Origin of the sequence: Runella sp. SP2 (assembly GCF_003711225.1) — a bacterium.
Classification (GTDB): domain Bacteria; phylum Bacteroidota; class Bacteroidia; order Cytophagales; family Spirosomataceae; genus Runella.
Genome location: NZ_CP031030.1, coordinates 5,308,904 through 5,332,370, shown reverse-complemented (window position 1 = coordinate 5,332,370; position 23,467 = coordinate 5,308,904). Strand labels below are relative to the sequence as shown.

At 47.8% G+C, this 23,467-nt stretch carries 12 protein-coding genes; all 12 read left to right on the top strand.

The features are described from left to right. The first annotated feature begins 63 nt into the window (after positions 1–63). The 12 genes from DTQ70_RS21455 (at position 64) to DTQ70_RS21400 (ending at position 23,428) form a co-directional block, all read left to right on the top strand. Positions 64–954 (top strand): sugar phosphate isomerase/epimerase, encoded by an 891-nt coding sequence (locus DTQ70_RS21455; RefSeq protein WP_122932712.1) that lies wholly within the window; start codon positions 64–66, stop codon positions 952–954. 4 nt (positions 955–958) lie between these two features. Continuing rightward, on the top strand, positions 959–3,736 hold the full coding sequence (locus DTQ70_RS21450) for a glycosyl hydrolase family 95 catalytic domain-containing protein (RefSeq protein WP_122932711.1): 2,778 nt from the start codon (positions 959–961) through the stop codon (positions 3,734–3,736). A gap of 20 nt (positions 3,737–3,756) precedes the next feature. Continuing rightward, the gene (locus DTQ70_RS21445) at positions 3,757–4,389 is read left to right on the top strand and encodes a DUF3826 domain-containing protein (protein ID WP_122932710.1); all 633 of its coding nucleotides are present in this window, start codon (positions 3,757–3,759) and stop codon (positions 4,387–4,389) included. A 151-nt stretch (positions 4,390–4,540) separates the two neighbouring features. Further along, the gene (locus tag DTQ70_RS21440) at positions 4,541–7,759 is read left to right on the top strand and encodes a TonB-dependent receptor (RefSeq protein WP_122932709.1); all 3,219 of its coding nucleotides are present in this window, start codon (positions 4,541–4,543) and stop codon (positions 7,757–7,759) included. Between the two features lie 91 nt (positions 7,760–7,850). Beyond that, positions 7,851–9,614 (top strand): RagB/SusD family nutrient uptake outer membrane protein, encoded by a 1,764-nt coding sequence (locus tag DTQ70_RS21435; RefSeq protein ID WP_122932708.1) that lies wholly within the window; start codon positions 7,851–7,853, stop codon positions 9,612–9,614. Positions 9,615–9,718: 104 nt separating this feature from the next. Next, entirely contained in the window at positions 9,719–11,446 is a 1,728-nt protein-coding gene (locus DTQ70_RS21430; RefSeq protein ID WP_229599986.1) for a polysaccharide lyase family 1 protein, read from the top strand. 240 nt (positions 11,447–11,686) lie between these two features. Beyond that, positions 11,687–14,812 (top strand): DUF6298 domain-containing protein, encoded by a 3,126-nt coding sequence (locus DTQ70_RS21425; RefSeq protein ID WP_164490142.1) that lies wholly within the window; start codon positions 11,687–11,689, stop codon positions 14,810–14,812. A 53-nt stretch (positions 14,813–14,865) separates the two neighbouring features. Beyond that, the gene (locus DTQ70_RS21420; protein ID WP_122932705.1) at positions 14,866–15,768 is read left to right on the top strand and encodes a glycoside hydrolase family 43 protein; all 903 of its coding nucleotides are present in this window, start codon (positions 14,866–14,868) and stop codon (positions 15,766–15,768) included. Between the two features lie 177 nt (positions 15,769–15,945). Beyond that, positions 15,946–17,784 carry an exo-alpha-sialidase gene (locus tag DTQ70_RS21415; RefSeq protein WP_122932704.1) on the top strand — a complete coding sequence of 613 codons (1,839 nt, stop codon included), beginning with the start codon at positions 15,946–15,948 and terminating at the stop codon, positions 17,782–17,784. Between the two features lie 72 nt (positions 17,785–17,856). Next, on the top strand, positions 17,857–20,583 hold the full coding sequence (locus DTQ70_RS21410; protein ID WP_122932703.1) for a hypothetical protein: 2,727 nt from the start codon (positions 17,857–17,859) through the stop codon (positions 20,581–20,583). A 42-nt stretch (positions 20,584–20,625) separates the two neighbouring features. Continuing rightward, the gene (locus DTQ70_RS21405; protein WP_122932702.1) at positions 20,626–22,233 is read left to right on the top strand and encodes an MGH1-like glycoside hydrolase domain-containing protein; all 1,608 of its coding nucleotides are present in this window, start codon (positions 20,626–20,628) and stop codon (positions 22,231–22,233) included. A 79-nt stretch (positions 22,234–22,312) separates the two neighbouring features. Then, complete coding sequence (locus DTQ70_RS21400) at positions 22,313–23,428, top strand: lactonase family protein (protein WP_122932701.1); 1,116 nt, start codon at positions 22,313–22,315, stop codon at positions 23,426–23,428. Positions 23,429–23,467: the final 39 nt, after the last annotated feature.

The window sequence follows — 23,467 nt, the reverse complement described above, 5'->3', positions numbered from 1 at the left end:
ATTTGCTAATTTTTCAAATTACCCAATTAACCGAGTCCTCTAATAACCATAAATAAAGTACCCATGCTCACCCATCGCCGTCAATTCCTGAAACACACTAGCTTACTAGCCGCAAGTATGCTACTGGGAGGGGCGCGTGGGTGGGCTGGCTCAAACCGTCGTTACAAAGTAGCGGTGGTGGATTTGATGATTTTGAAACGCCAAAAATTAGGCGCTTTCCAGCTAACCAAAGAGATTGGCGCCGACGGAGTAGAAATCGACATGGGCGGTTTGGGTAATCGGGAAACCTTTGATAGTCAGTTGGCTAAGCCAGAAGTGCGCCAGCAGTTTTTGGACAAAGCCAAAGAGTTACAGTTAGAGATTTGTTCGCTGGCAATGACGGGTTTTTATGCCCAATCGTTTGCGACGCGCCCCACTTACCAGCGTATGGTGCAAGACTGCATCGATACCATGAAGGCCATGAATGTGAAAGTGGGTTTTTTGCCACTAGGCGTTCAGGGGGATTTGGTGAAAAACCCCGAATTACGCCCTGCCATCGTAGAACGACTCAAAGTAGTAGGGAACATGGCCAAAAAAGCCGACGTAGTGATTGGTATCGAAACGTCATTGGACGCTCAAGGAGAAGTAGAATTATTGAAAGAAATAGGCTCAAAACACATTCAAATCTATTTCAACTTTTCCAACCCGCTCAAAGCAGGCCGTGATTTGCTAAAAGAGCTTAAACTACTGGGTCGCAAGCGCATTTGCCAAATTCATTGCACTGATGAAGACGGAGTTTGGCTGGAAAATAATACCCGCCTCGACCTTAAAAAAGTAAAACAAACCCTCGACGAGATGAAGTGGGAAGGCTGGCTAGTCATTGAGCGCTCGCGGGATGCCAAAGAGCCGCACAACGTCAAGAAAAATTTCGGAGCGAATACCCAATACATCAAATCTGTTTTCCAGATTTCTTAAACGGATGAAAAAACTCCTTTTTCATATTCTCCTACTTCCTTTTTGGGGGTACGCACAGGACTACCAACTGTGGTACAATACTCCTGCCGAAAAATGGACAGAGGCGTTGCCCATTGGCAACGGCAGAGTAGGGGCGATGGTGTTTGGGGGAGTGCAAAAAGACCGTATTCAGTTCAACGAAGAAACCCTCTGGACGGGCGAGCCGCGTAACCCTAACCGTCAAAACGCGGCGAAGTACTTGGCCGAAATCCGTCAGTTGTTGGCCGAAGGAAAACAAAAAGCCGCCGAACAGCTAGCCGAAGCGCATTTTATGGGGCTAAAAACCCAAGAAGGCAAAAAAGAACAATGGACGGCTGACATGCTGGCTTTGAAGGGGATGGCTGGAAATCCTGCGTCGATGGACTTTGATGACGCCCGCTGGGAAACCATGCCTGTGCCTTCTTACGAAGGATGGGAAGCCATTGGTTTTGAAGGGTTGGACGGTGCCGTTTGGTTTCGTACCACGGTTGATATTCCTGCCAATTGGCAAGGGAAAAACGTAGTGCTGGACCTAAACCGCATTCGTGATTATGACCTTACGTACGTCAATGGGCAGTTGATTGGAACCACTAACAGCCTTGAACCCAGAAAATATCGTGTCCCTGCCAATTTATTGAGACCAGGTGTCAATGTAATTGCCGTTCAGGTGATTAACTTTTTCGACAAAGGTGGAATCGCAGGTTATAAAGATACTTCGCGGCACATTGGATTGTATCCCGAAAGCGAACCGACTGCATTGATTTCCTTGGTAAAACCTTGGAAATATAAAATTCAGGATGATAACCCGCCTGCGACGCCAAAGTATCAGGCCGACTACCAGCCGTTTGGTGATTTGACGTTGACGTTTTCAGGTTTGGGTGAAATCAGTGATTACCGCCGCGAGCTTCGTTTGTCGGACGCACTTTGTAAAGCCAGTTTTCGGGCTAATGGAACGTATTTTACCCGAACGTATTTTGTGAGTGAACCTCAGCAAGTCATGGTCGTTCGCTTAGAAGCTGACCGCAAAGCCAGTTTATCCCTCACTGCCGTGTTGAGCAGTCCGCACAAAGGCTACTTACTTCGCCGCGTGGACAATCAGACGTTGGCATTGTCAGTAAAAGTGAAAAATGGCGTATTGAAAGGCGAAAGTTACCTGACAGTGCAGTTGCAAAATGGCACGCTTAAATGCACCGACCAAGGCATTGAAATTGAAAAAGCTGACAACGTCACGTTTTACCTAGCAGCCGCTACCAACTACGTCAATTATCAAGATATTACGGCGAACCCCACAGCGCTGTGCCAACAAACCATGGCGAAAATTGGCAAAAAAACGTACGAAGAAATACTAGCAGCGCACATTAAAGAATACCAATCGTATTACCAAACGCTTTCGATTGACCTCGGTAAAAGCGCAGCAGAAAACCTGCCAACCAACGAGCGTCTCAATCAATTTGGGAAAAACGTTGACCCCGCCTTGATGGCGCTATACGTGCAATATGGCCGTTATTTGTTGATTTCGAGTTCACGCCCCAAGACACGCCCCGCCAACTTGCAAGGAATTTGGAACGACTTATTAGCTCCGCCCTGGGGAAGTAAATATACCACCAACATCAACGCCGAAATGAACTATTGGGGAGCCGAAGTGCTCAACCTTTCGCCGTTGCACGAGCCGTTGTTGGAAATGATAAAGGAACTGTCGGTCGCAGGTCACGAAACTGCCCGTACCTACTACAACGCACGCGGCTGGGTGCTGCACCACAATACCGACCTTTGGCGGAATACCACGCCCATCAACGCCTCCAACCACGGCATCTGGGTCACAGGGGCGGCGTGGCTTTGTCAGCATCTGTGGGAGCACTACTTATTTACCCAAGACCGTGAATTTTTGCAAAAAACCGCCTATCCAATCATGAAAGAGGCATCGGCTTTTTTTTTGGATTTTTTGGTCAAAGACCCCAAAACGGGTTGGTTGATTAGTACGCCTTCCAATTCTCCCGAAAACGGAGGGCTGGTAGCAGGCCCAACGATGGACCACCAAATTATTCGCGGGCTTCTGAAAAGCTGTATTGCGGCCTCGGAAGTACTAAAAACCGACGAGGCATGGCGTAAAACCTTGCAAACTACTTACGCCCAAATTGCCCCCAACCAAATTGGGAAATACGGACAGTTGCAAGAATGGCTCGAAGACAAAGACGATACCACCAACAAACACCGTCACGTATCGCACTTGTGGGGGCTACACCCAGGTAATGAAATCAATTGGGACGAAACACCTGAGTTGACCAAAGCCGCCCGCCAATCGCTGCTGTACCGTGGCGATGAAGGAACGGGCTGGAGTTTGGCGTGGAAAATCAATTTTTGGGCACGTTTTAAAGACGGTGAACACGCCCAAAAAATGGTCAAAATGCTGTTGCGCCCTGCTTCGGGCGCAGGTGGGTCGTACGCCAACTTGTTTGACGCCCACCCACCGTTTCAGATCGACGGCAATTTTGGTGGCTCAGCGGGCATCGTCGAGATGTTGCTACAAAGCCACACGAAGTACATCGACCTCCTCCCCGCGTTGCCTTCCGACCTGCCCACAGGAATGGTGCGGGGTATCAAAGCGCGTGGTGGTTTTGAACTGGATTTTAGTTGGGAACAAAGCAAACTCACCTACGTAAAAATCAAGTCTATGGCGGGCAATCCTTGCACCCTTCGCTACGCAGGGAAAGTACGAGAGTTGGTTATCCAAAAAGGGCAAATAATTGAATTGAAAGAGTTTTAAATAAATGTAACTAATTGAAAATGAAAAGATTGTTGTTTGTTTTCTGGGCTGTGGCCACGACTGCATTGGGGCAAGCCAACGACAAAGAAATTGCTTACGAACAAGTAGTAATGCAGCGTGCCCAAAAGATAGTGGCGGCATTACAACTGCCTGATTCTGCTCAGTTCAAGCGGGTAAGCCACCGCGTCGCCAAGCAATACCTCGATTTGAATATCCTTCACGAAGGTGTAAAAACAGCTAAAAAAGTGTTGACCGACCCGTCGGAAGAAAAAACAAAACAGTTGGAGGCAGAAACGAATGTCCGATTGGGGCAATTGCACAAAAATTACTTGGCCGATCTCGCCAAAGAACTTACGCCCGCCCAAGTTGACCAAATCAAAGACGGAATGACGTACGGGGTATTGCCCAAAACCTACCGAGGCTACCAAGAAATGCTGCCCGATTTGACCGAGACTCAAAAAGCCCAAATCCTGACGTGGCTCACCGAAGCGCGTGAATTGGCCATGGACGCCGATACGTCGGAGAAAAAACATGCGTGGTTTGGCAAGTACAAAGGAAAAATCAACAACTACCTCTCAGCCCAAGGCATTGACATGAAAAAGGCGGGTCAGGACTGGGAAAAACGAATCAAAGAAGCAAAAAACAAATCCTAATGCCCGTGTAAGCGGTTGCTCACAACCGCGCTTCTGTGCACGTGGTTGCTCACAACCACGCCTCTGTGTGAGCGGTTGCTCACAACCGCGATTGACAAATACCGATTATCAAACCTCAATCTAAGTTCATAACTAATCCAATTACTCTTCAATGAATCCTTTTTTACAAACCAAACTAACATGGGACAAAAGCCTCACCAAGGCGTGTCTCACGGCGGTAGTAGCTGTTTGTTTTATGGGAGTTTCCTACGCTGAAAAACAGGGAGGAACTGCCCCAAAAACAACCGTGAAAACGGCCGCAATTACCGTAACAGGAAACGTAAAGGACGCTGCTGGGCAACCTATTCCAGGTGCCAACGTGATTATCAAAGGTTCAAAAGTTGGAACATTTACCAACGGCGAAGGAAACTTTAAAATTGATGTACCCAAAGGGAACGAAATTTTAGTCATTAGCTCGGTAGGCTATAAAACCCGCGAAGTGGCGGTCAACGGACAAACGTCTATTAATCTCACCCTCGACGACGACGTAGCCTCCATCAGTGAGGTGGTGGTAGTCGGGTATGGTTCACAGAAAAAAGTGAGCCTTACGGGGGCGGTTGCTGCCGTTGACATGAAAGCCATTCAAGAATTACCCGTCGGGAGTTTGTCGGCGGCTTTGCAGGGGCAAATGCCAGGCGTTAGTGTCTCTGGGGGAACAAGTCGTCCTGGTGATAACGGTCAGTTGACAGTACGTAACCCTATCATTTTGTCAAAAGACGGTGGGACTTTGCGCCCCTTGTTTGTGATTGACAACGTAGTACGAACCGAAGATGATTTTAACCTTTTGGACGTGTCGGAAGTAGAAGCTATTTCAGTCTTGAAAGATGCAGCTGCGGCTATTTATGGGGCGCGTTCTAACCAAGGGGTAGTAGTGGTAAGTACCAAACGCGGAAAAGCAGGTGCCCCGAAATTTAGCTACAGTGGTTCGGTTGGGGTATCAGATGCGGCCATGTTGCCCAAAATGATGAACGGTTTTGAACATGCTACGTACATGAATAACCTCAATTTTGCAGCAGGTCGTCCCGCGACCGACCCATTGATTTATACCCAAGACGAACTCGACCATTTTAAACAAAACAACTATGATTGGTTAAAAATGGCGTGGAAACCGTCGTCAGTAATGCGTCATGCACTCAACGTGAGCGGAGGAACTGAGCGGGCTACGTACTTTGCGGGTATTACGTACAATGCCCAAAATGCCAATTTCGACAAAATTAACGCCAATAAATGGACGTTCCGCGCCAGTGCCGACATTGTGGTGGCCAAAGGCTTAAAAACGGGTCTTTCGTTGAGCGGAGACTTGTACGACAAACAAATGTACTACCTCAAACAAGGAGGCGAAAACCCCGAAAACGACATGAGGTCGTTGCTATTTACGCCCCAGTTTAACCCGCCTTACATCAACGGTTTACCCGTGTTATTGTCGAACGCCAGCAACGTAAATACGGTGGACGCATTCCACTTTTTTGAAGTACAAAATTCGGATAACTTTACTCGTACCCGCAACACGGGCCTCAACGTTACGGCCAACCTCGACTACGAAATTCCGTTTATCAAAGGCTTAAAAGCACGTGTGTTATTTGCCAAAACCCTTGATAATAGCTTCGGAAAACAATATGGCACAAAGTACAATGTCTATGCGTTCAGTATGTTAGGCCAGAATAAGCACATTTACGGTGGTGATATTTTGCGGACGGTATCTATGAACAATGGCGATCGTGTGCGTATCAATCCAAGCTACAATGATACGTACCAATTTAATGGCTACTTAAACTACGACCGTCAATTTGGCAAACATCAAGTTTCGGCGATTGCTTTCTTTGAACAATCGGAAACCAATTACGACAACGTAGCTGCCATGGCCGAAGGCGTCATCATCGGGGGGCTGCCCAATATGCGTTACGCCACGGGTACTCAAACGGCTTCCGAAAGCCAATCGGAGTCAGGAAACTTGTCGTATGCTGGTCGTATCAATTACAACTACGGCAACAAATACTTGTTGGAAGTTGCAGCTCGCTACGATGCCTCTACCAACTTCGCCCCCGAATACCGCTGGGGCTTTTTTCCGTCGGTATCGGCTGGTTGGGTAATTTCGGATGAAAATTTCTTCAAAAATAACGTGTCTTTTGTGGACTTTTTGAAATTCCGTGGGTCGGTTGGGTTCATGGGGGGAGATGCCACCAAAGCCTATAACTGGCTCACAAGCTATTCCATTCAAACGGGCAAAGGCGCGGTGTTTGGTGGAAACAGCGACCGCCCGTTGATTATTTCTCCTAACAACGCCATGGCCAACCGTCAGGCACGTTGGGACAACAACACCAAGTACAACTTTGGGATTGACGCCCAATTCTTAAAAAATCGCTTGTCGTTGGGCTTGGATGCGTTTTATGATCATCGCTACAATATGCTTACGGCTCTTACTTCGTCGGTGCCGTTGCTGGTGGGTGCGACGCTGCCTTCTGAAAACTACGCTTCAGTTGATGGTTTTGGCTACGAAATCTCATTGGGCTGGGCTGATAAAATTACCAAGGACTGGACGTACAAAGTCAATGCGTTTTTATCGTGGAGTGACAACAAGCAATTGAAGGTGGACGTGGACAAAGGCAAAATTGGAACCTACGAAGACCCCATTGGTCAATCGACCGACATGGGCGTACAAGGATATAAGTACTTAGGAATGTTTCGTACGCAGCAAGACGTGGACAGCTGGTTGGAAAAAAATCCAAGCTATACCGTTTTTGGCCAAGCTCCTAAGCCAGGAATGCTTTATTATGAGGACGTGAGAGGGCCAAAAGATGCGACAGGTCAATACACAGCGCCAGACGGCAAAATTACCACAGATGACCAACTGTTTTTAACCAAAAAGGCAAGTAATCGCTACGGATTGGGCTTTAACGTTAGCACTACTTATAAAAACTTGTCGGTATCGGCAGTGATGGGAGCTTCGTTTGGCGGACAAGCGGTGGTAGAGTCAGCAGCACGTTCACAAGCGACCCTAACGGCCAATCGCCCTCAGTTCTGGGCTGATCACTGGACACCACAAAACACTTCGGCGGCTTATCCAAGTCCTTATTATAGAGATAGTTATAATGTGGTGTCAGACTTTTGGTTTGTTAATTCGCTCGCCGTGGGTATGCGCAACTTTAATGTTTCGTATAACTTACCCAACAAGACTGCAAAAAAACTTGGGATGAACAACTTGAAGGTATATGTAGTGGCAATTAATCCGTTCAATTTTTACAACCCATACAGCTACAAAACCTATGCTGGAAGCTACGATGCGTACCCGACTTTGCGCTCGTTCTCATTGGGCGTAAATCTTGGCTTGTAGTGAAAGCGCAGCGGTTGCGGTTGCTCAAAACCGCGCCATAACTTGTTAGTAATGAACAAAAACGGTGTTTTTCCACCTAAAAATAACAACAATGAAACGTAACTATTTTTCTATACTCAGCCTTTTGGGACTGCTTGGACTGGCAAGTTGCGAAAAGGTACTTGATAAAACTGATTTAGGCTCGGTCAACGGAAGCCTTATTTTTAAAGATTCGCTCCTTGCTCGCATGAACTTAGACTACATCTACGACCAAAACCTTCCTGCGTGGGGAGGCTCTTGGGGAACTCGCCCTGATTTGTCAGATGAGTCGTTTGGGGAAAGTAAGTATTTTGAAGGAACCTTATTAGTGAATGATGTAGCTGATTTCGGTACTGCACTAAACGCGACCAACAACTACGGGAAAATTCGGGTAATCAATACCTTCATCAATGATGTAAACGGTGGAACCATTGCTCAGACGACGAAAAACCGCCTCAACGCGCAGGCGCAGTTCTTTCGTGCATGGCGTTATTTTGACTTGGTTCGTTTGTACGGAGGCGTGCCTTTGGTGACAAAACCCCTTCAGGCTGTGGGAGTTGAAGCCCGCGATGCCGCGTTTTTGTCAAGAAATACGACGACCGAAACGTATAAGCAAATTGTCAGTGACTTAGATTCAGCGATGTTGTTTTTGCCTGGTAAATGGGGGGGGGCTTCGGATTGGGGGCGTATCACTAGAGGTGGTGCTGCTGCCCTCAAAGGTCGTGCACTTTTGTATGCAGCAAGTCCTCAATTCAACCCAACCGACGACGCGGCCAAATGGCAAGCTTCGTACGCGGCCAACAAACAAGCGTATGATTTGCTCGTGGCCAATGGCTACGGATTACACGCATCGTTTGACCAATTGTGGTTTCAAGAAGTTAATAACCCAGAAGCGGTTTTCTTGACGGGTTTTAATACCTCAACGGGCGACCAAACCAGAAAAAATAACGGTTATGATAACTCAACTCGGCCGTCGTACGCAGGTACAGCGGGAGGCTCCAACCAACCTTCTTGGGAAATGGTCAAAGCGTTCCCGATGAAAGATGGAAAAAAAGCAGGTGAATCGACCAAATACACGTATTCTGACCAATTGTTCTACAAAAACCGTGATCCTCGTTTTGACAAAACAATCGCGTACAACGGCGTTAACTGGCCTTTAAATGGCAATACATCGTACAAGCTTTGGACGTACTTTGCCGCAGGTAAAACTGTAGAAACGAGAGCTTCTAATACGGGCTTCTATACCCGCAAAGCCATCAACCCGACTGTGGGCGTGAGCGATGTACAGTTTTCGGGGACGGATTGGATTGAGATTCGTTTTGCGGAAGTATTACTTAATTTAGCCGAAAGTGCTTGCGGAATTAATAGCCTCGATGAAGCTTATACCCACCTCAAAGCCATCCGCAAAAGAGCAGGGATTGAAGCAGGAACCGACGGATTGTATGGCTTAAAAGCCAACATGACGCGTACTGAAATGTTTGATGCCATCTTGTTTGAACGTCAGATTGAGTTTGCTTTTGAAGGAAAGCGTTTTTGGGATTTGCGCCGTTGGAAACTCATCGAGAAAACCCTCAACGGTAAAAGAAGAACAGGTGTAACCATCAACCTTAAAACAACGGGCGTGCCTGCCGATTTTGCCACCACGCGCGACAACGTTGATTTAGACGTTGCTTATACCAACTACTTTACGATTGTGACAAAGCAGTTGGATACCAAATACGCAATCAACTGGAAGTCACAGTATTATTTCTTTGCCATCCCGCAGTCGGCTATTGACAATAACCCTAAAATTATTCAAAATAATACGTGGGGCGGCGGCTTTGATCCTTTAAAATAACCTCATCCCCCTGCCCCCTCTCCTTTTAGGAGAAGGGGGTAAGCTCTCTCGTCTGAAAGACTGAGACAGCGTACTGCAAGGGAGAGTTAAAACAAACCAAATGTATGATAGAGACAGTAATCACACCAGACATAGTAGTAAACACGACTGATTTTCAGAAAAATCTGCGGCTATCTGCGCTTGAAAATCTGCGTTATCTGCGGGCTAAATTTTCATCACTTTTGGTGATAGCGGTGTTACTGGGAACAAAACAACTCGTTTTAGCCCAGTATCCGCAAGTCCCCCAAGACATCCAAAAAGCCAGCGACGATATGCTCAAAGAAGCAACTCGTCAGTCGAATATCGCTTGGCAAAAGGCGTTGCCCATCATTCAAAAAGAATCCCGTGAGGGAAAACCGTACATCCCGTGGGCGGCACGTCCCGTTGATTTGCCACAAGCGTCGATTCCTGCCTTTCCAGGGGCGGAAGGTGGCGGCGCATTTTCGTTTGGCGGACGTGGTGGTAAAGTATATGTCGTGACGAGCCTCGAAGACAGTGGCTCAGGTACGCTACGTGATGCTTGCGAACAAGGCGGCGCTCGTACGGTGGTCTTTAACGTAGCAGGTATTATTCGTCTCAAATCACCGCTTATTATTCGGGCACCTTACATTACGATTGCAGGGCAGACAGCCCCAGGTGATGGGGTGTGCGTGGCGGGAGAGTCGGTTTGGATCAATACCCACGATGTCGTGATTCGCTACATGCGTTTTCGTCGGGGAGAGACCAACGTCGGTCGTCGCGACGATTCGATTGGTGGCAATCCGATTGGAAATATCATCATCGACCACGTGTCATCGAGCTGGGGCTTAGACGAAAATATGTCGATGTACCGCCACATGTACAACGACAGCACGGGGGCAACTGAGCAAAAGCTACCTACGGTCAATATTACCATTCAAAATTCCATTTTTTCCGAAGCATTAGATACGTGGAATCACGCCTTTGGAAGCACGTTGGGGGGCGAAAACTGTACGTTTATGCGCAACCTTTGGGCCGACAACGCAGGTCGTAACCCGTCGATTGGCTGGTTTGGTGTTTTTAATTTTGTGAATAATGTAGTGTTCAACTGGGTACACCGCTCGGTGGACGGTGGCGATTACCGCGCCATGTACAACATTGTCAACAATTATTTCAAACCAGGCCCGCTGACGCCGAAAGACTCACCGATTGGGTACCGTATCCTAAAACCTGAGTCGGGGAGAAGTAAGCTGGGATACTTGACCTTTGGACGTGCTTACGTGGATGGCAACGTGGTGGAAGGAAACGACGTGGTGACGAAAGACAACTGGAACGGTGGCGTACAAGTCGAAAATTTCAAAAATGCCGACAAGTACATGCCCGACATCAAAGTAAATAAGCCGCTTCCAATGCCAGAAATGACGATTTTGTCCACCCAAAAAGCCCATGACTATGTGTTGGCCAACGCGGGGGCTACCCTTCCAAAGCGTGACCCTGTGGATACCCGCATTGTGGAGCAAGTTCGTACGGGAAAAATTACGTATTTAGAAGGTGTCAAACTTCCCGAAACCCAATTTAAGCACCGCCGTTTGCCGATTGATTCCTACAAACAAGGAATCATTACTGATATTGCTCAAGTGGGTGGGTATCCTGAATACAAAGGAACGCCTTACGTGGACACCGACAGCGACGGAATACCCGATACGTGGGAAACGAAAAATGGCCTTAATCCTCGCGACCCCTCGGATGCGAGTTTGGATAAAAATAAAGACGGTTATACCAACATCGAAGACTACCTCAACAGCGTCGTTTCGGTGAAACAGGTGAAACCATAGTTTTTCGTTTGGACACAGAGTTACACGAAGTTAGGCACTAAGTTTCACAGAGTTTGATACATAGTGTCACTCTGTGAAAAACTCCGTGTTACTCTGTGTCTATTATTTTTGTGGAGAGGGTTGCTCATCTGTGTGGAGGGTTGCTCACAACCCGACAGAATACATAAACGAATAAGTAAATCGTGGTGAGGGTTGCTCACAACTCGGCCGAATACATAAACGAATAAGTCAGTATCCGTTTTGAGAATATTTTTACATAAACTATTGTTCCTGACGGTGGTAATGGGCGCAGAGCTTTTGGCTCAAACTCCCAAACCCGTCAAAAAACAACCCCCTGTTTTTCAAAACGAACAGGGGAAGCTGCTTTATACCCCCGACTCCCTTGGCAACCGCGTTCCCGACTTTTCGTACTGTGGGTATCGGGCGGGAGCCGAGTCCATTCCCGACGTGCCGATTCGGGTAGTAGTGAACGCGCAAAAAGGGGATGCCACTAACCGCATTCAGGCTGCGATTGACTACGTAGCCACATTACCCTTGGATAAAAATGGATTCAGAGGAACGGTTTTGTTAGGAAAAGGAACGTTTGAAGTGGCAGGTCAACTGAGCCTGAAAACCTCAGGAGTTGTGCTGCGCGGAAGTGGCATGATTGAAAACGGAACAACCGTCATAGGTACAGGTACGTCGCGGGAGCATTTGGTCAATGTTATTGGTAAACAAAATGGTTTGGAAAAGAGCCGTTTACGAATCACAAACCCGTATGTGCCCGTCAATGCCATGACATTGTCCGTAGAAGATGCGTCGGGGCTAAAAGTAGGAGATGCCGTCCAAGTACACCGCCCTTCGACCAAAGAATGGATTCAAGCCCTTGGAACAGAACATTTTGGTGGGGGAGTGACAGCCTTAGGCTGGAAAGCGGGACAACGAGATAGCTATTGGGATCGAACAATTACGGCCATTTCGGGCAATGAACTGACGCTTGATGCCCCCTTGACGATTGCATTGGATGCGGCCTACGGAGGCGGAAGCGTACGAGTTTATCAACAACAAAACACGATTACTAACGTAGGTGTGGAAAACCTGAGATTGGTGTCGGCCTATGATGCCACTAATCCCAAAGACGAAGACCATCGTTGGGTAGGCATTTCGCTCGATAATGTTCAAGATGCTTGGGTACGTCAGGTCACATTCAAACATTTTGCAGGCTCGGCTGTGAGCGTTTTGGCTTCGGCTCGCCGCGTTACTGTTGAAGATTGCCGAGCGTTGGAGCCCGTTTCGGAAATTGGCGGAGAGCGCCGTTATACTTTTTTTACGCAAGGACAACAAGGACTTTTTCAGCGTTTGTATGCCGAAAACGGCTACCACGATTTTGCAGTGGGCTACTGTGCTGCGGGGCCCAATGCCTTTGTTCAGTGTGAATCGCATGAGCCATACAGTTTCAGCGGCACGATTGACAGCTGGGCGTCGGGTGTATTGTTTGACATTGTGAACATCGACGGCAACGCGCTCAGTTTTGGTAATCTTGGACAAGACGGCCAAGGGGCAGGCTGGACAGCGGCCAACAGTGTATTTTGGCAATGTACAGCAGCCAAAGTTGATTGTCCAAAGCCTCCTACGGCCCAAAATTGGGCGTTTGGTACGTGGGCGCAGTTCGCGGGGAATGGGCATTGGGAGATGTCCAACGAACACATTCGCCCCCGAAGCCTGTATTATGCCCAACTGGCTGACCGCTTGGGTGAATCGACGAAGGCGCGGATGATATTGATGCCCGTGGAGTCCGAAGCGTCGAGTAGTCCCAAAGTAGAGGTGGCGATGGCGTTGACAAAGTTGGCGCAGCAACCCGTTTTGACGTTGAACGAATTTATTCAAAAAGCCCCCGAAAGACAGTCCATTACAATCCAAACAACAGCAAAAACAATCGAACAACTTGGTTTGCCAACCCCATCAAAGCCTACGAACGCCCCTGCTTTGACCCTTCAAAATGGTTGGTTAATGCGTGGAAATGTTGTTCAAACGGGCAAACGACAGGAAGTGCCTTGGTGGAATGGAAGTGCGCGTCCGCATGGGTTGGAAAATGCCAAACCTCATTTAACCCGCTTTGTGCCTCGGATGACGGGACGCGGCCTGACCGACGACCTGAACGAGGTGAGTGAGTGGATGAAAGCCAATAACGTGTTGGCCATTGACCACAATTACGGCCTTTGGTACGACCGCCGCCGCGATGACCACGAGCGTATTCGACGGATGGATAGCGAGGTGTGGACGCCTTTTTATGAGTTGCCTTTTGCGCGGAGTGGCAAAGAAACCGCGTGGGACGGACTGAGTAAATATGACTTGACCCGTTACAATCGGTGGTATTGGAGCCGCCTCCAGCAGTTTGCCCAATTGGCCGACCAAAAGGGGCTGGTACTGATTCACCAAAACTATTTCCAACACAACATCATCGAAGCGGGAGCGCATTACGCTGATTTTCCGTGGCGTCCCGCCAACAACCTCAATCAGACAGGCTTTCCTGAGCCTGTGCCGTACGCAGGCGATAAACGAATTTTTATGGCCGAACAGTTTTACGACGTTTCGCAGCCCGTCCGTCGGCAGTTGCATCGAGCTTATATTCGTCAATGTCTTGATAATTTTTCGGAGCAAACAGGTGTCATTCAGTTGATTAGTGCAGAATATACGGGGCCGTTGTCGTTTGTGCAGTTTTGGCTGGATGTTATCAAGGAGTGGGAAAAAGAGAAAAAGAAAAATGTGTGGGTGGCTCTTAGTACAACCAAAGATGTCCAAGACGCGATTTTGGCCGATGCTTCACGCGCTGCAACGGTTGACGTAATAGATATTCGGTATTGGCACTACCAAGCCAATGGCACGACTTATGCGCCCGCAGGAGGGCAAAATTTGGCACCTCGCCAGCACGCAAGATTATTAAATCCAAAACGAAGTTCATTTGACCAAGTGTATCGGGCTGTAAGCGAATATCGTCAGCAATTTCCCGAAAAAGCCGTGATGTATTCAGGTGATGGATACGACGCGTTCGGTTGGGCCATATTGTTGGCGGGTGGCTCGATGGCAAGTATCCCCACGGTGGCCGATAGGCAGTTTTTGAAAGACTTATCCACCATGAAACCGTTGGCATCGTCTCCCCCGCAGCAATGGGTATCGGGGAATGCCAACGTTGGATTTGTCATTTATACCGAATCTGCCGAAGCATCGCTTGATTTAACGCAAGTTCCGCACTCTTACACACTACGGTTTATTTCTCCAAAAACGGGAGAAATGACCACTTCGGGAGAAGAAGTAAAAGGTGGAACGGTAGTGACGGTGAAGAACCCAACGGGAATCGCTTCGGTCATTTGGTTGAAAAAAAGATAAGCTATTCCAAGGTTTCAAACCTTGGAATGGTTCAAAACAGATAACATTCTCCAATGAAACGACTTTTAACTCTTTTTCTCATTACCTGTTTATGCTGTTCATGCGGCAAAGACGTGTGGCTATTTACGTCTTTCCACGAGCCTGCCAACGAGGGTTTACGAATGCTGTACAGCTACGACGGTCGCCACTGGAACGACCTCAATAAAACCTTGTTAAAACCCGAAATTGGTACGCAGAAAGTAATGCGTGACCCCTCAATAGTGCGCGGAAAAGATGGAACATATCATTTGGTATGGACAACGAGTTGGAAGGGAGACAAAGGGTTTGGGTATGCCAGTTCCAAAGACCTGATTCACTGGTCGGAGCAACGACTCTTGCCCGTGATGGCACACGAACCAACTACCGTCAACGTGTGGGCACCCGAACTGTTTTACGACGACGAAGCCGACCGATTTGTCATTATTTGGGCTTCCACGATTCCGTTTCGTTTTCCTAGGGGCATCGAAGACGAAGACAACAACCACCGTATGTATTACACGACGACCAAAGATTTTGTCACATTTACTCCCACCCAACTTTTCTTCGACCCAGGCTTTAGTGTGATTGATGCGGTGATTGTCAAGCGTCAAAAAAATGACTATGTGTTGGTCTTAAAAGACAATACTCGCCCAGAACGAAACCTAAAAGTAGCCTTTGGGAAAACGCCTTTAGGGCCTTTTGAAAACGTATCAGTTCCATTTAGTAAAAAATTTACGGAAGGGCCTTCGGTCGTGAAAACGAGTGATGAGTGGCTGATTTATTTTGACACCTATCAAGATAAACGCTACGACGCCGTTCGGACTCAAGATTTTAAAACCTTTAGCGACGCCAATGCAGATGTATCGGTGCCGCAGGGGCATAAGCACGGGACTATTTTTAAAGCCCAAAAGAAGGTGCTGAAAGGCTTACGGGAGTGAGTAAGTCAGGGCTGAAGCCCTTTTGCTGAGTAGCTAAGGCTGCCCCACGCCCTAAAGGACGTGGTTTTAGGATAATCTTCACTGGCTCGATGCTGTTCTATTAATCCCATGCTTTAGCGTGGGGCATGAAAAAAACGTAATAGCGAAGGGCTTTAGCCCTGACAAACTTTAGTATAAATGAAGCACAAACACCATTCCCTTTTTCTGCTGACTTGGCTAATTGGCACAGTTGTCCAAGCCCAAGACACCATTCGCTACGTAGGCAAAACACTGTCTAATGTGGATTATCACCACGGGCAATTAAGCCCTGCGGTGGGAGTGCATAACATTCAGGTATTCAGGGCCGACCGCGAAAATAAAAATGGAACGGCGTTGGATTGGACTTACAACCACGCCCCGATGCTGGTGTATTGGAACAACACGTTTTACCTGCATTATTTGAGCAATCCCGTGGGGGAACACGTCCCGCCTGGCGCAACCCTCATTACAGCTTCCAAGGATGGCTATCAATGGACCACCCCAACGGTGCTTTTTCCCACTTACCGTATCCCTGACGGCTGGACAAAACAAGGATACGCAGGCGTGGCCAAAAACCTAGATGCCGTTATGCACCAACGCATGGGATTTTTTGTATCGAAGAAAAATCGCTTGTTGACGTTGGCGTATTATGGAATTGCCCTGGATGCCAAAGACGATCCGAACGACGGAAAAGGAATTGGCCGCGTGGTGCGGGAAATTTACGCCGACGGGCGGTTTGGCCCCATTTATTTTATTCGGCACAACGCTACTTGGGACAAGTCGAAATCGGCGTATCCGTTTTATACTACTTCCAACGATGTGGGTTTTGTGGAGGCTTGCAACGAACTGTTGGCCAATCCGTTGATGATGCAGCAGTGGCTCGAAGAAGCCGACCGCGACGACCCGCTCGTGCCGTTGAAACGGGAGCTAAAGGCGTTCAGTTATTATCATTTGCCCAATGGAAACGTCGTGGGTTTGTGGAAACACGCCCTTACGTCGGTGAGCAAAGACAACGGCAAAACGTGGCTGTACGCGCCATTACGGGCACCTGGCTTTGTCAACAGCAATGCTAAAATTTGGGGGCAACGGACGTCCGATGGGCGCTATGCCACGGTCTATAACCCTGCGGAGTTTCGCTGGCCTCTGGCGGTATCGGTTAGCAAAGAGGGACTCACGTACGATAACTTGTTGTTGGTCAATGGCGAAATTACGTCGATGCGTTACGGTGGGAATTACAAATCGTACGGGCCACAATATGTGCGAGGAATTGAAGAAGGCAACGGCACACCACCCGACAAAAATTTGTGGGTGACGTACAGCATGAACAAAGAGGATATTTGGGTGGCCAAAATTCCCGTACCCATTACCGACGACGTAAAGACGCACATCAATGACGTATTCAATGACTTAGCTGCGGGAGATGAACTGAAGTTTTGGAATATTTTTAGCCCGCTTAGAGCGTCAGTAAAAATAGAAAAAGCCGCCGATGGTTCTAAAAACTTGGTACTGCGCGACAGCGATGCGTTCGATTACGCCAAAGCTGAACGTGTTATTCCTGAGAGCAAAAAAGTAGCTGTTACGTTCACGGTCATTCCCCAACAAACCGACAAAGGACGTTTGCACATTGAACTACAAGATGCCAAAGGAAGTGCTGCTACGCGCTTGATTTTTGATACCGATGGAGAGTTAAAAGCCAAAGTTGGCTACCGAAATTCGGGGATTATGAAATACGAAGCAGGTAAAGCCTACGAAATTCGGCTCGAACTCGACCAAAGCAAACGAATTTTTAATGTGTTTGTGAATGGCCAAAGCAAAGGGGCAAAAGTCTATTTCGCTCCCGTGACCTCGTGCAAACGGGTTGTTTTCCGTACGGGCGACGTCCGCCGTTTCCCCGATGCCGACACCCCCACCGATCAAAACTACGACTTGCCTAACAGCAGCGCCGTGGAGGCGGAAGCTGTATTTGTCATAAAATCGTTAAAAACAGCGAATAACTGATGTTTTTTGCCATACTCCATGATACTCTGTGTCTAACTCTGTGAACCTCCGTGTTCCCAAAAATGAAAATTCATGAGAAAACAACCCTTTTATTGGCTATATTTTATTCTGTTTTCGGCGAAGGCGGCTTTTTCCCAACAAACCGTCAACATCTGGGCAACAGACCCAAGTCCACGGGTGAATTTTGGCGTAGAAAGGCTCAAAACGGCCTTGAGCAGTGCGGGTTATCAAGTGACTTTAAACAAAAGCATTGCCAAGAATAGCTACCAAATTGTCGTTGGAGTAGCCGCTGACCCAACCTTCCAAAAACTCATATTGGGCCAAAAACTCACGCTTGTCGCTAATCCCCCCAAAGAAAGTTTTGAGCTTCTCAAACAGCCCACCTCTGCCTTGTTTGTGGCGGGGAACGATGCTTCGGGAGCCTTGTATGGATGTTTTGAATTGGTGGATCAACTCAAGAAAAACAAACGTTTACCCCAGCAATTTTCGCTCAAAGACCAGCCCGAAATGGTGCTACGTGGTACCTGTATTGGTATTCAAAAACCCGTCTATTTGCCTGGTCGTGAGGTATATGAATATCCTTATACTCCCGAGACGTTTCCGTGGTTGTACGACAAAGCGCAGTGGATTAAGTACTTAGACATGATGGTCGAAAATCGGTATAATTCACTTTACTTATGGAATGGACACCCGTTTGCGTCGTTGGTAAAATTGAAAGACTACCCGTATGCGTTGGAGGTGGACGAGGCCACGTTTCAAAAAAATCAGGAACTTTTTGGTTTCCTCACCACCGAGGCCGATAAGCGTGGAATATGGGTGATTCAGATGTTTTACAACATCATTGTTTCTAAACCTTTTGCCGAAAAACACGGCATTAAAACCCAAGACCGTAACCGCCCGATTGTGCCATTGATTGCCGATTATACGCGTAAATCCATAGCAGCTTTTGTTGAAAAATACCCGAACGTAGGGCTACTCATTACCCTCGGTGAAGCGATGGAAGGGCAGGGGCAGGATGACGTCGATTGGTTTACGAAAACCATCATTCCAGGCGTGCAAGATGGGCTTAAAGCCTTAGGAAAAACGACCGAGCCGCCCATCGTGCTTCGTGCCCACGATACCGACGCTCCTCGGGTGATGAAATCGGCTTTGCTTTTGTACAAAAACTTATATACGATGGCCAAATACAACGGTGAAGCGCTAACGACCTACACGCCTCGCGGTAAGTGGGCCGATTTACACCGCAGTCTGAGTCGCATTGGGACAGTCCACGTTGAAAATGTGCATATTTTGGCCAATTTGGAGCCTTTTCGGTATGGTTCGGCCGATTTTATTCAAAAATCGGTACAAGCCATGCACAACGTGTACGAAGCCAACGGCCTTCATTTGTACCCTCAGGCATCGTATTGGGACTGGCCTTACACGGCCGATAAAGCCGAAAAACGCCTTTTTCAACTGGATCGTGACTGGATTTGGTACAAAACATGGGCGCGCTACGCGTGGAATTCAAAACGGGAGCGCCCCGCTGAAATCAATTATTGGGGCAATCAATTGGCGGAGAAATACGGCTTACCGCTCGACAAAGGCAAGGATGTGTTGGAAGCCTACGAACAAACGGGGGAAATTTCGCCTAAACTCCTTCGCCGCTACGGAATCACGGATGGAAACCGTCAAACGTTGACGTTGGGGATGTTGATGACGCAACTCATCAATCCGTTTCGGTACGGCTTATTTACGCTGATGTATGAATCGGAAGCGCCTGAGGGTGAAATGATTATTGAGTATGCCGAAAAAGAATGGAACCGAGAACCGCACCTTGGGGAAACGCCCGTAAACGTAGCCGATGAGGTGGTAGTCCACGGGCAAAAGGCCGTAGAAGCGATTGAGCGCGCGGCGGCTAGTGTTACCCAAAGCAAAGAAGAGTTTGGTCGTCTTCGCAACGACGTCCATTGCCAAGATGCCATGGCAAATTTTTATGCAGAAAAAGCACGGGCGGCACTGGCAGCTTTGCGCTTTAAGTATTCAAACGATGTTCGTGATTTGGAAAAGGCGTTGCCGCATTTGGAGAAAAGCGTCAATCATTACGCCAAGCTCGTTGTCTTGACCAAAGATACTTATTTGTATGCCAACAGTATGCAAACGCAGCAGCGTAAAATTCCGATGCGTGGGTTTGAGGGTGCGTACAAAACGTGGACAGAAATGCTGCCTGTTTATGAAAAAGAGTTGAAAACGTTTAAGTATAAAATAGATTCGCTCAAAACCCATAGTTCGCAGACCACCAAGCAATTGGTAATATTACAACCCGCCGAAGTAACCCTACAAAGCCCGCAGGCAGCGTGGTTTTCGGCGGTAAAAGGACAAGCCGTGTTTAGTGATACGGTGGCGGTGATTAGCGGAATTGCGCCCGAATTACAGGCGTTGAAAGGAATTAAGTTAGCCAAAAATCAACTACAGTCGCAACGTACATCGCTCACTTTCACAGCACAAGAACCTGTGAAGTTATTGGTTGGGTTTTTCAACGAAAAGAAAGCCAGTTATTTACCACCCCCCGAGTTAGAAACCGACGCCAGCGCCAACGACTACGGGCAAGCCGAAATCAAAATCTCAAATGCTGTTTTGGTCAATGGTTTGCCACCTGCTAATGTCCACGCGTATTCGTTTGGAGCAGGAACGCATACCGTAAATCTGGGCAAAGGAGTGTGTCTTTTGTTGGGCTTTGTGAAAGGAAACCAAACTATCCCCGTTTTCGACGCGGGTATGGCAGGTAACAAGAAGAATATTGATTGGCTGTTTGAATAGTATCTGGCCAGAGGCCAAAATAACAAATAAAAGATTGAATCTATGTCCACGAAAAAAAATAAAACACCCCTTGCCCTTTATCCCTTGCAAATTTGCCCCTTGCCCCTTGCCTCTTGCCCTTTGCTCTTCGCCTTTTGCCTCTTGTTCCTTCAAGGCTTCGCTCAAAAGGCAACAGTTTTAACCACCGACGCACTCAAAAAAGACGTTGCTTATTTTAATTCCATCGACGAGGAAGCCGTAAAGAATTACATTACCAACGAACAATCATTTGAATGGCTTTCTAAAAACGTTCCATTGTTTGATTGCCCCGATTCTGTCATTCGGACGGTCTATAACTACCGTTGGTGGTCGTTTCGAAAGCACCTCAAACAAACGCCTGATGGCTTTATTTTTACCGAATTTATCACCAAAGTCAACCACGCGGGTAAGCACAACGCCATTAGCAGCGCCTTGGGTCACCACATTTACGAAGGGCGATGGCTGCACAATCCGCAGTACCTCAATGATTACATTTCGTTTTGGCTGTACGTTGACCCTAAACATAGCGTTCAACGTTTTCATGCCTTTAGTAGCTGGGTGGACGATGCGGTATATGGGCGATATTTGGTAAATTTAGATAAAGCTTTTTTACAAAAGACATTGCTCGACTTAGAAGCCGATTACCGAAAATGGGAAACGGAGAAAATGCTCCCAACGCAGCTTTTTTGGCAGTTTGACGTCCGCGATGCCATGGAAGAGTCGATAAGTGGTTCGCGAAAAGAAAAAAATATCCGTCCGACTATCAACAGCTACATGTACGGAAATGCTGTTGCATTATCGCGCATGGCGGCGATTGTGGGCAATGATACCCTACGCCAGAAATACGAGCAAAAAGCCGAAACGCTCAAACGCCTCGTTCACGAAAACTTGTGGGATGAATCAGCCTCATTTTTTAAAGTAAAACACGAAAACGGCCACCTCGACCAAGCCCGCGAGGCCATTGGTTTTATCCCGTGGTACTTCAACCTGCCCGACGATGCCCCAAACTACGCCAGACAATGGGAACAACTTACCGATACGACGGGGTTTCGGGCTCCTTGGGGATTGACGACCGCCGAGCGCCGACACCCGTTGTTTCGGACGCACGGTTCGGGGCATGGCTGCGAGTGGGACGGCCCCGTGTGGCCTTTTGCCACCACACAAACGCTACGAGGGCTCTCAAATCTGCTTAACAACTACAAAAACCACGGGAGCATGACGCCGCAGGTATTCTACGACGAGCTTCACCGTTATGCACGTTCGCACCAGATGAATGGCAAGTTATACCTCGGAGAATACCAAGACGAGAAAAATGGTCGATGGCTCAAAGGCGATGATCCCCGCAGTAAGTTTTATAACCACTCGGGTTATGCCGATTTGATTATCAGCGACTTGGTAGGGCTCAAACCCCGTGCGGATGATATTTTAGAGATTCGTCCGTTAGTTCCTCAAAATCAGTGGGATTGGTTTTGTTTGGACAAAGTTTTGTACCACGGAAAAAGCGTAACCGTGCTTTGGGATAAAACGGGAAAACACTATCAAAAAGGCAAAGGTTTGCGTGTATTTGTGGACGGTAAAGAAGTAGGACGAGCCAAAAAACTGCAACCGATGAAGCTGAAATTAGGGCGGTAGAAGTAAGAAAGTAGCTATAAATCCTTTAAAAAGCGGACTCTCACTGAGTTCGCTTTTTACTTTTATAAACATACACAGAATGAAACGAAGCAATTTCTTACTGGTCGGCCTGCTGGCAATGTTCAATGTTTGTGCGTGGGGACAAAACGCCGATAAGTACCTCTTTATTGGTACCTACACAACCAAAACCAGCGAAGGTATTTATGTCTATAAATTCAATACCGAAACGGGCGATTTTAGCCCAGTAAGCATTGCCAAAGGGGTTAAAAACCCTTCTTTTTTGGCTATTTCACCCGATAAACGTTTTGTGTATTCGGTTGCGGAAGTCAATGGCGGAGCGGTTAATTCGTACTCATTCGATAAAAATACAGGAGCATTGACGTTCATCAATACCCAATCGGCGGGAGGAAATGGCCCCTGTCACGTGGCGACTGACAAAACAGGAAAGTGGGTGATGGTGGGAAACTACGGCGGTGGTAGTTTGAGTATATTACCCGTGCAGGCCGACGGCTCGTTGGGAGTGGCTACCCAAACTATTCAGCACGAAGGCAAAAGCGTGAATGAGGCACGTCAAGAGAAAGCACATGTCCATTCTATTAATGTTGCGCCTAACAACGTCGATGTATTTGTGCCTGATTTGGGCATGGACAAAATTATGACTTATACCCTTGATACCAAAGCAGGACGCCTTACCCCTGGCAATCCTGCATTTACGGCGGCTACCCCTGGGGCTGGGCCGCGTCACTTTACGTTTCATCCCAACGGAAAATGGGCATACGTTATCAACGAACTGGACGCAACGATGACGCGTTTTGAGTACAAAAAAGGGAAATTAACCCCCGTACAAACGGTGACGACGCTCCCCAGTGGCTACACGGGGCGTATGTGGTGCGCCGATATCCACGTTTCGCCCGATGGGAAGTTTTTGTACGGCTCTAACCGCGCCCAAGAGAGCTTGGTCATTTATAGCATCGCCCCCAAAACGGGCGAACTTACCTACGTAGGAAACCAAGATGTGCTCGGAAAAACACCCCGCAATTTTATGATTGATCCTACAGGGAAATGGGTGCTTGTGGCAAATCAAGACACAGACAACGTCGTGATTTTTAGTCGAGATGCCAAAACGGGCAAATTGACGCCCACTGGCAAAGAAATCAAGGTCTCGATGCCTGTGTGTTTGAAAGTGTTGGAGTGAGCAGGGGTAAGTTTGCATTTCTGACATTTTTCTCTAATT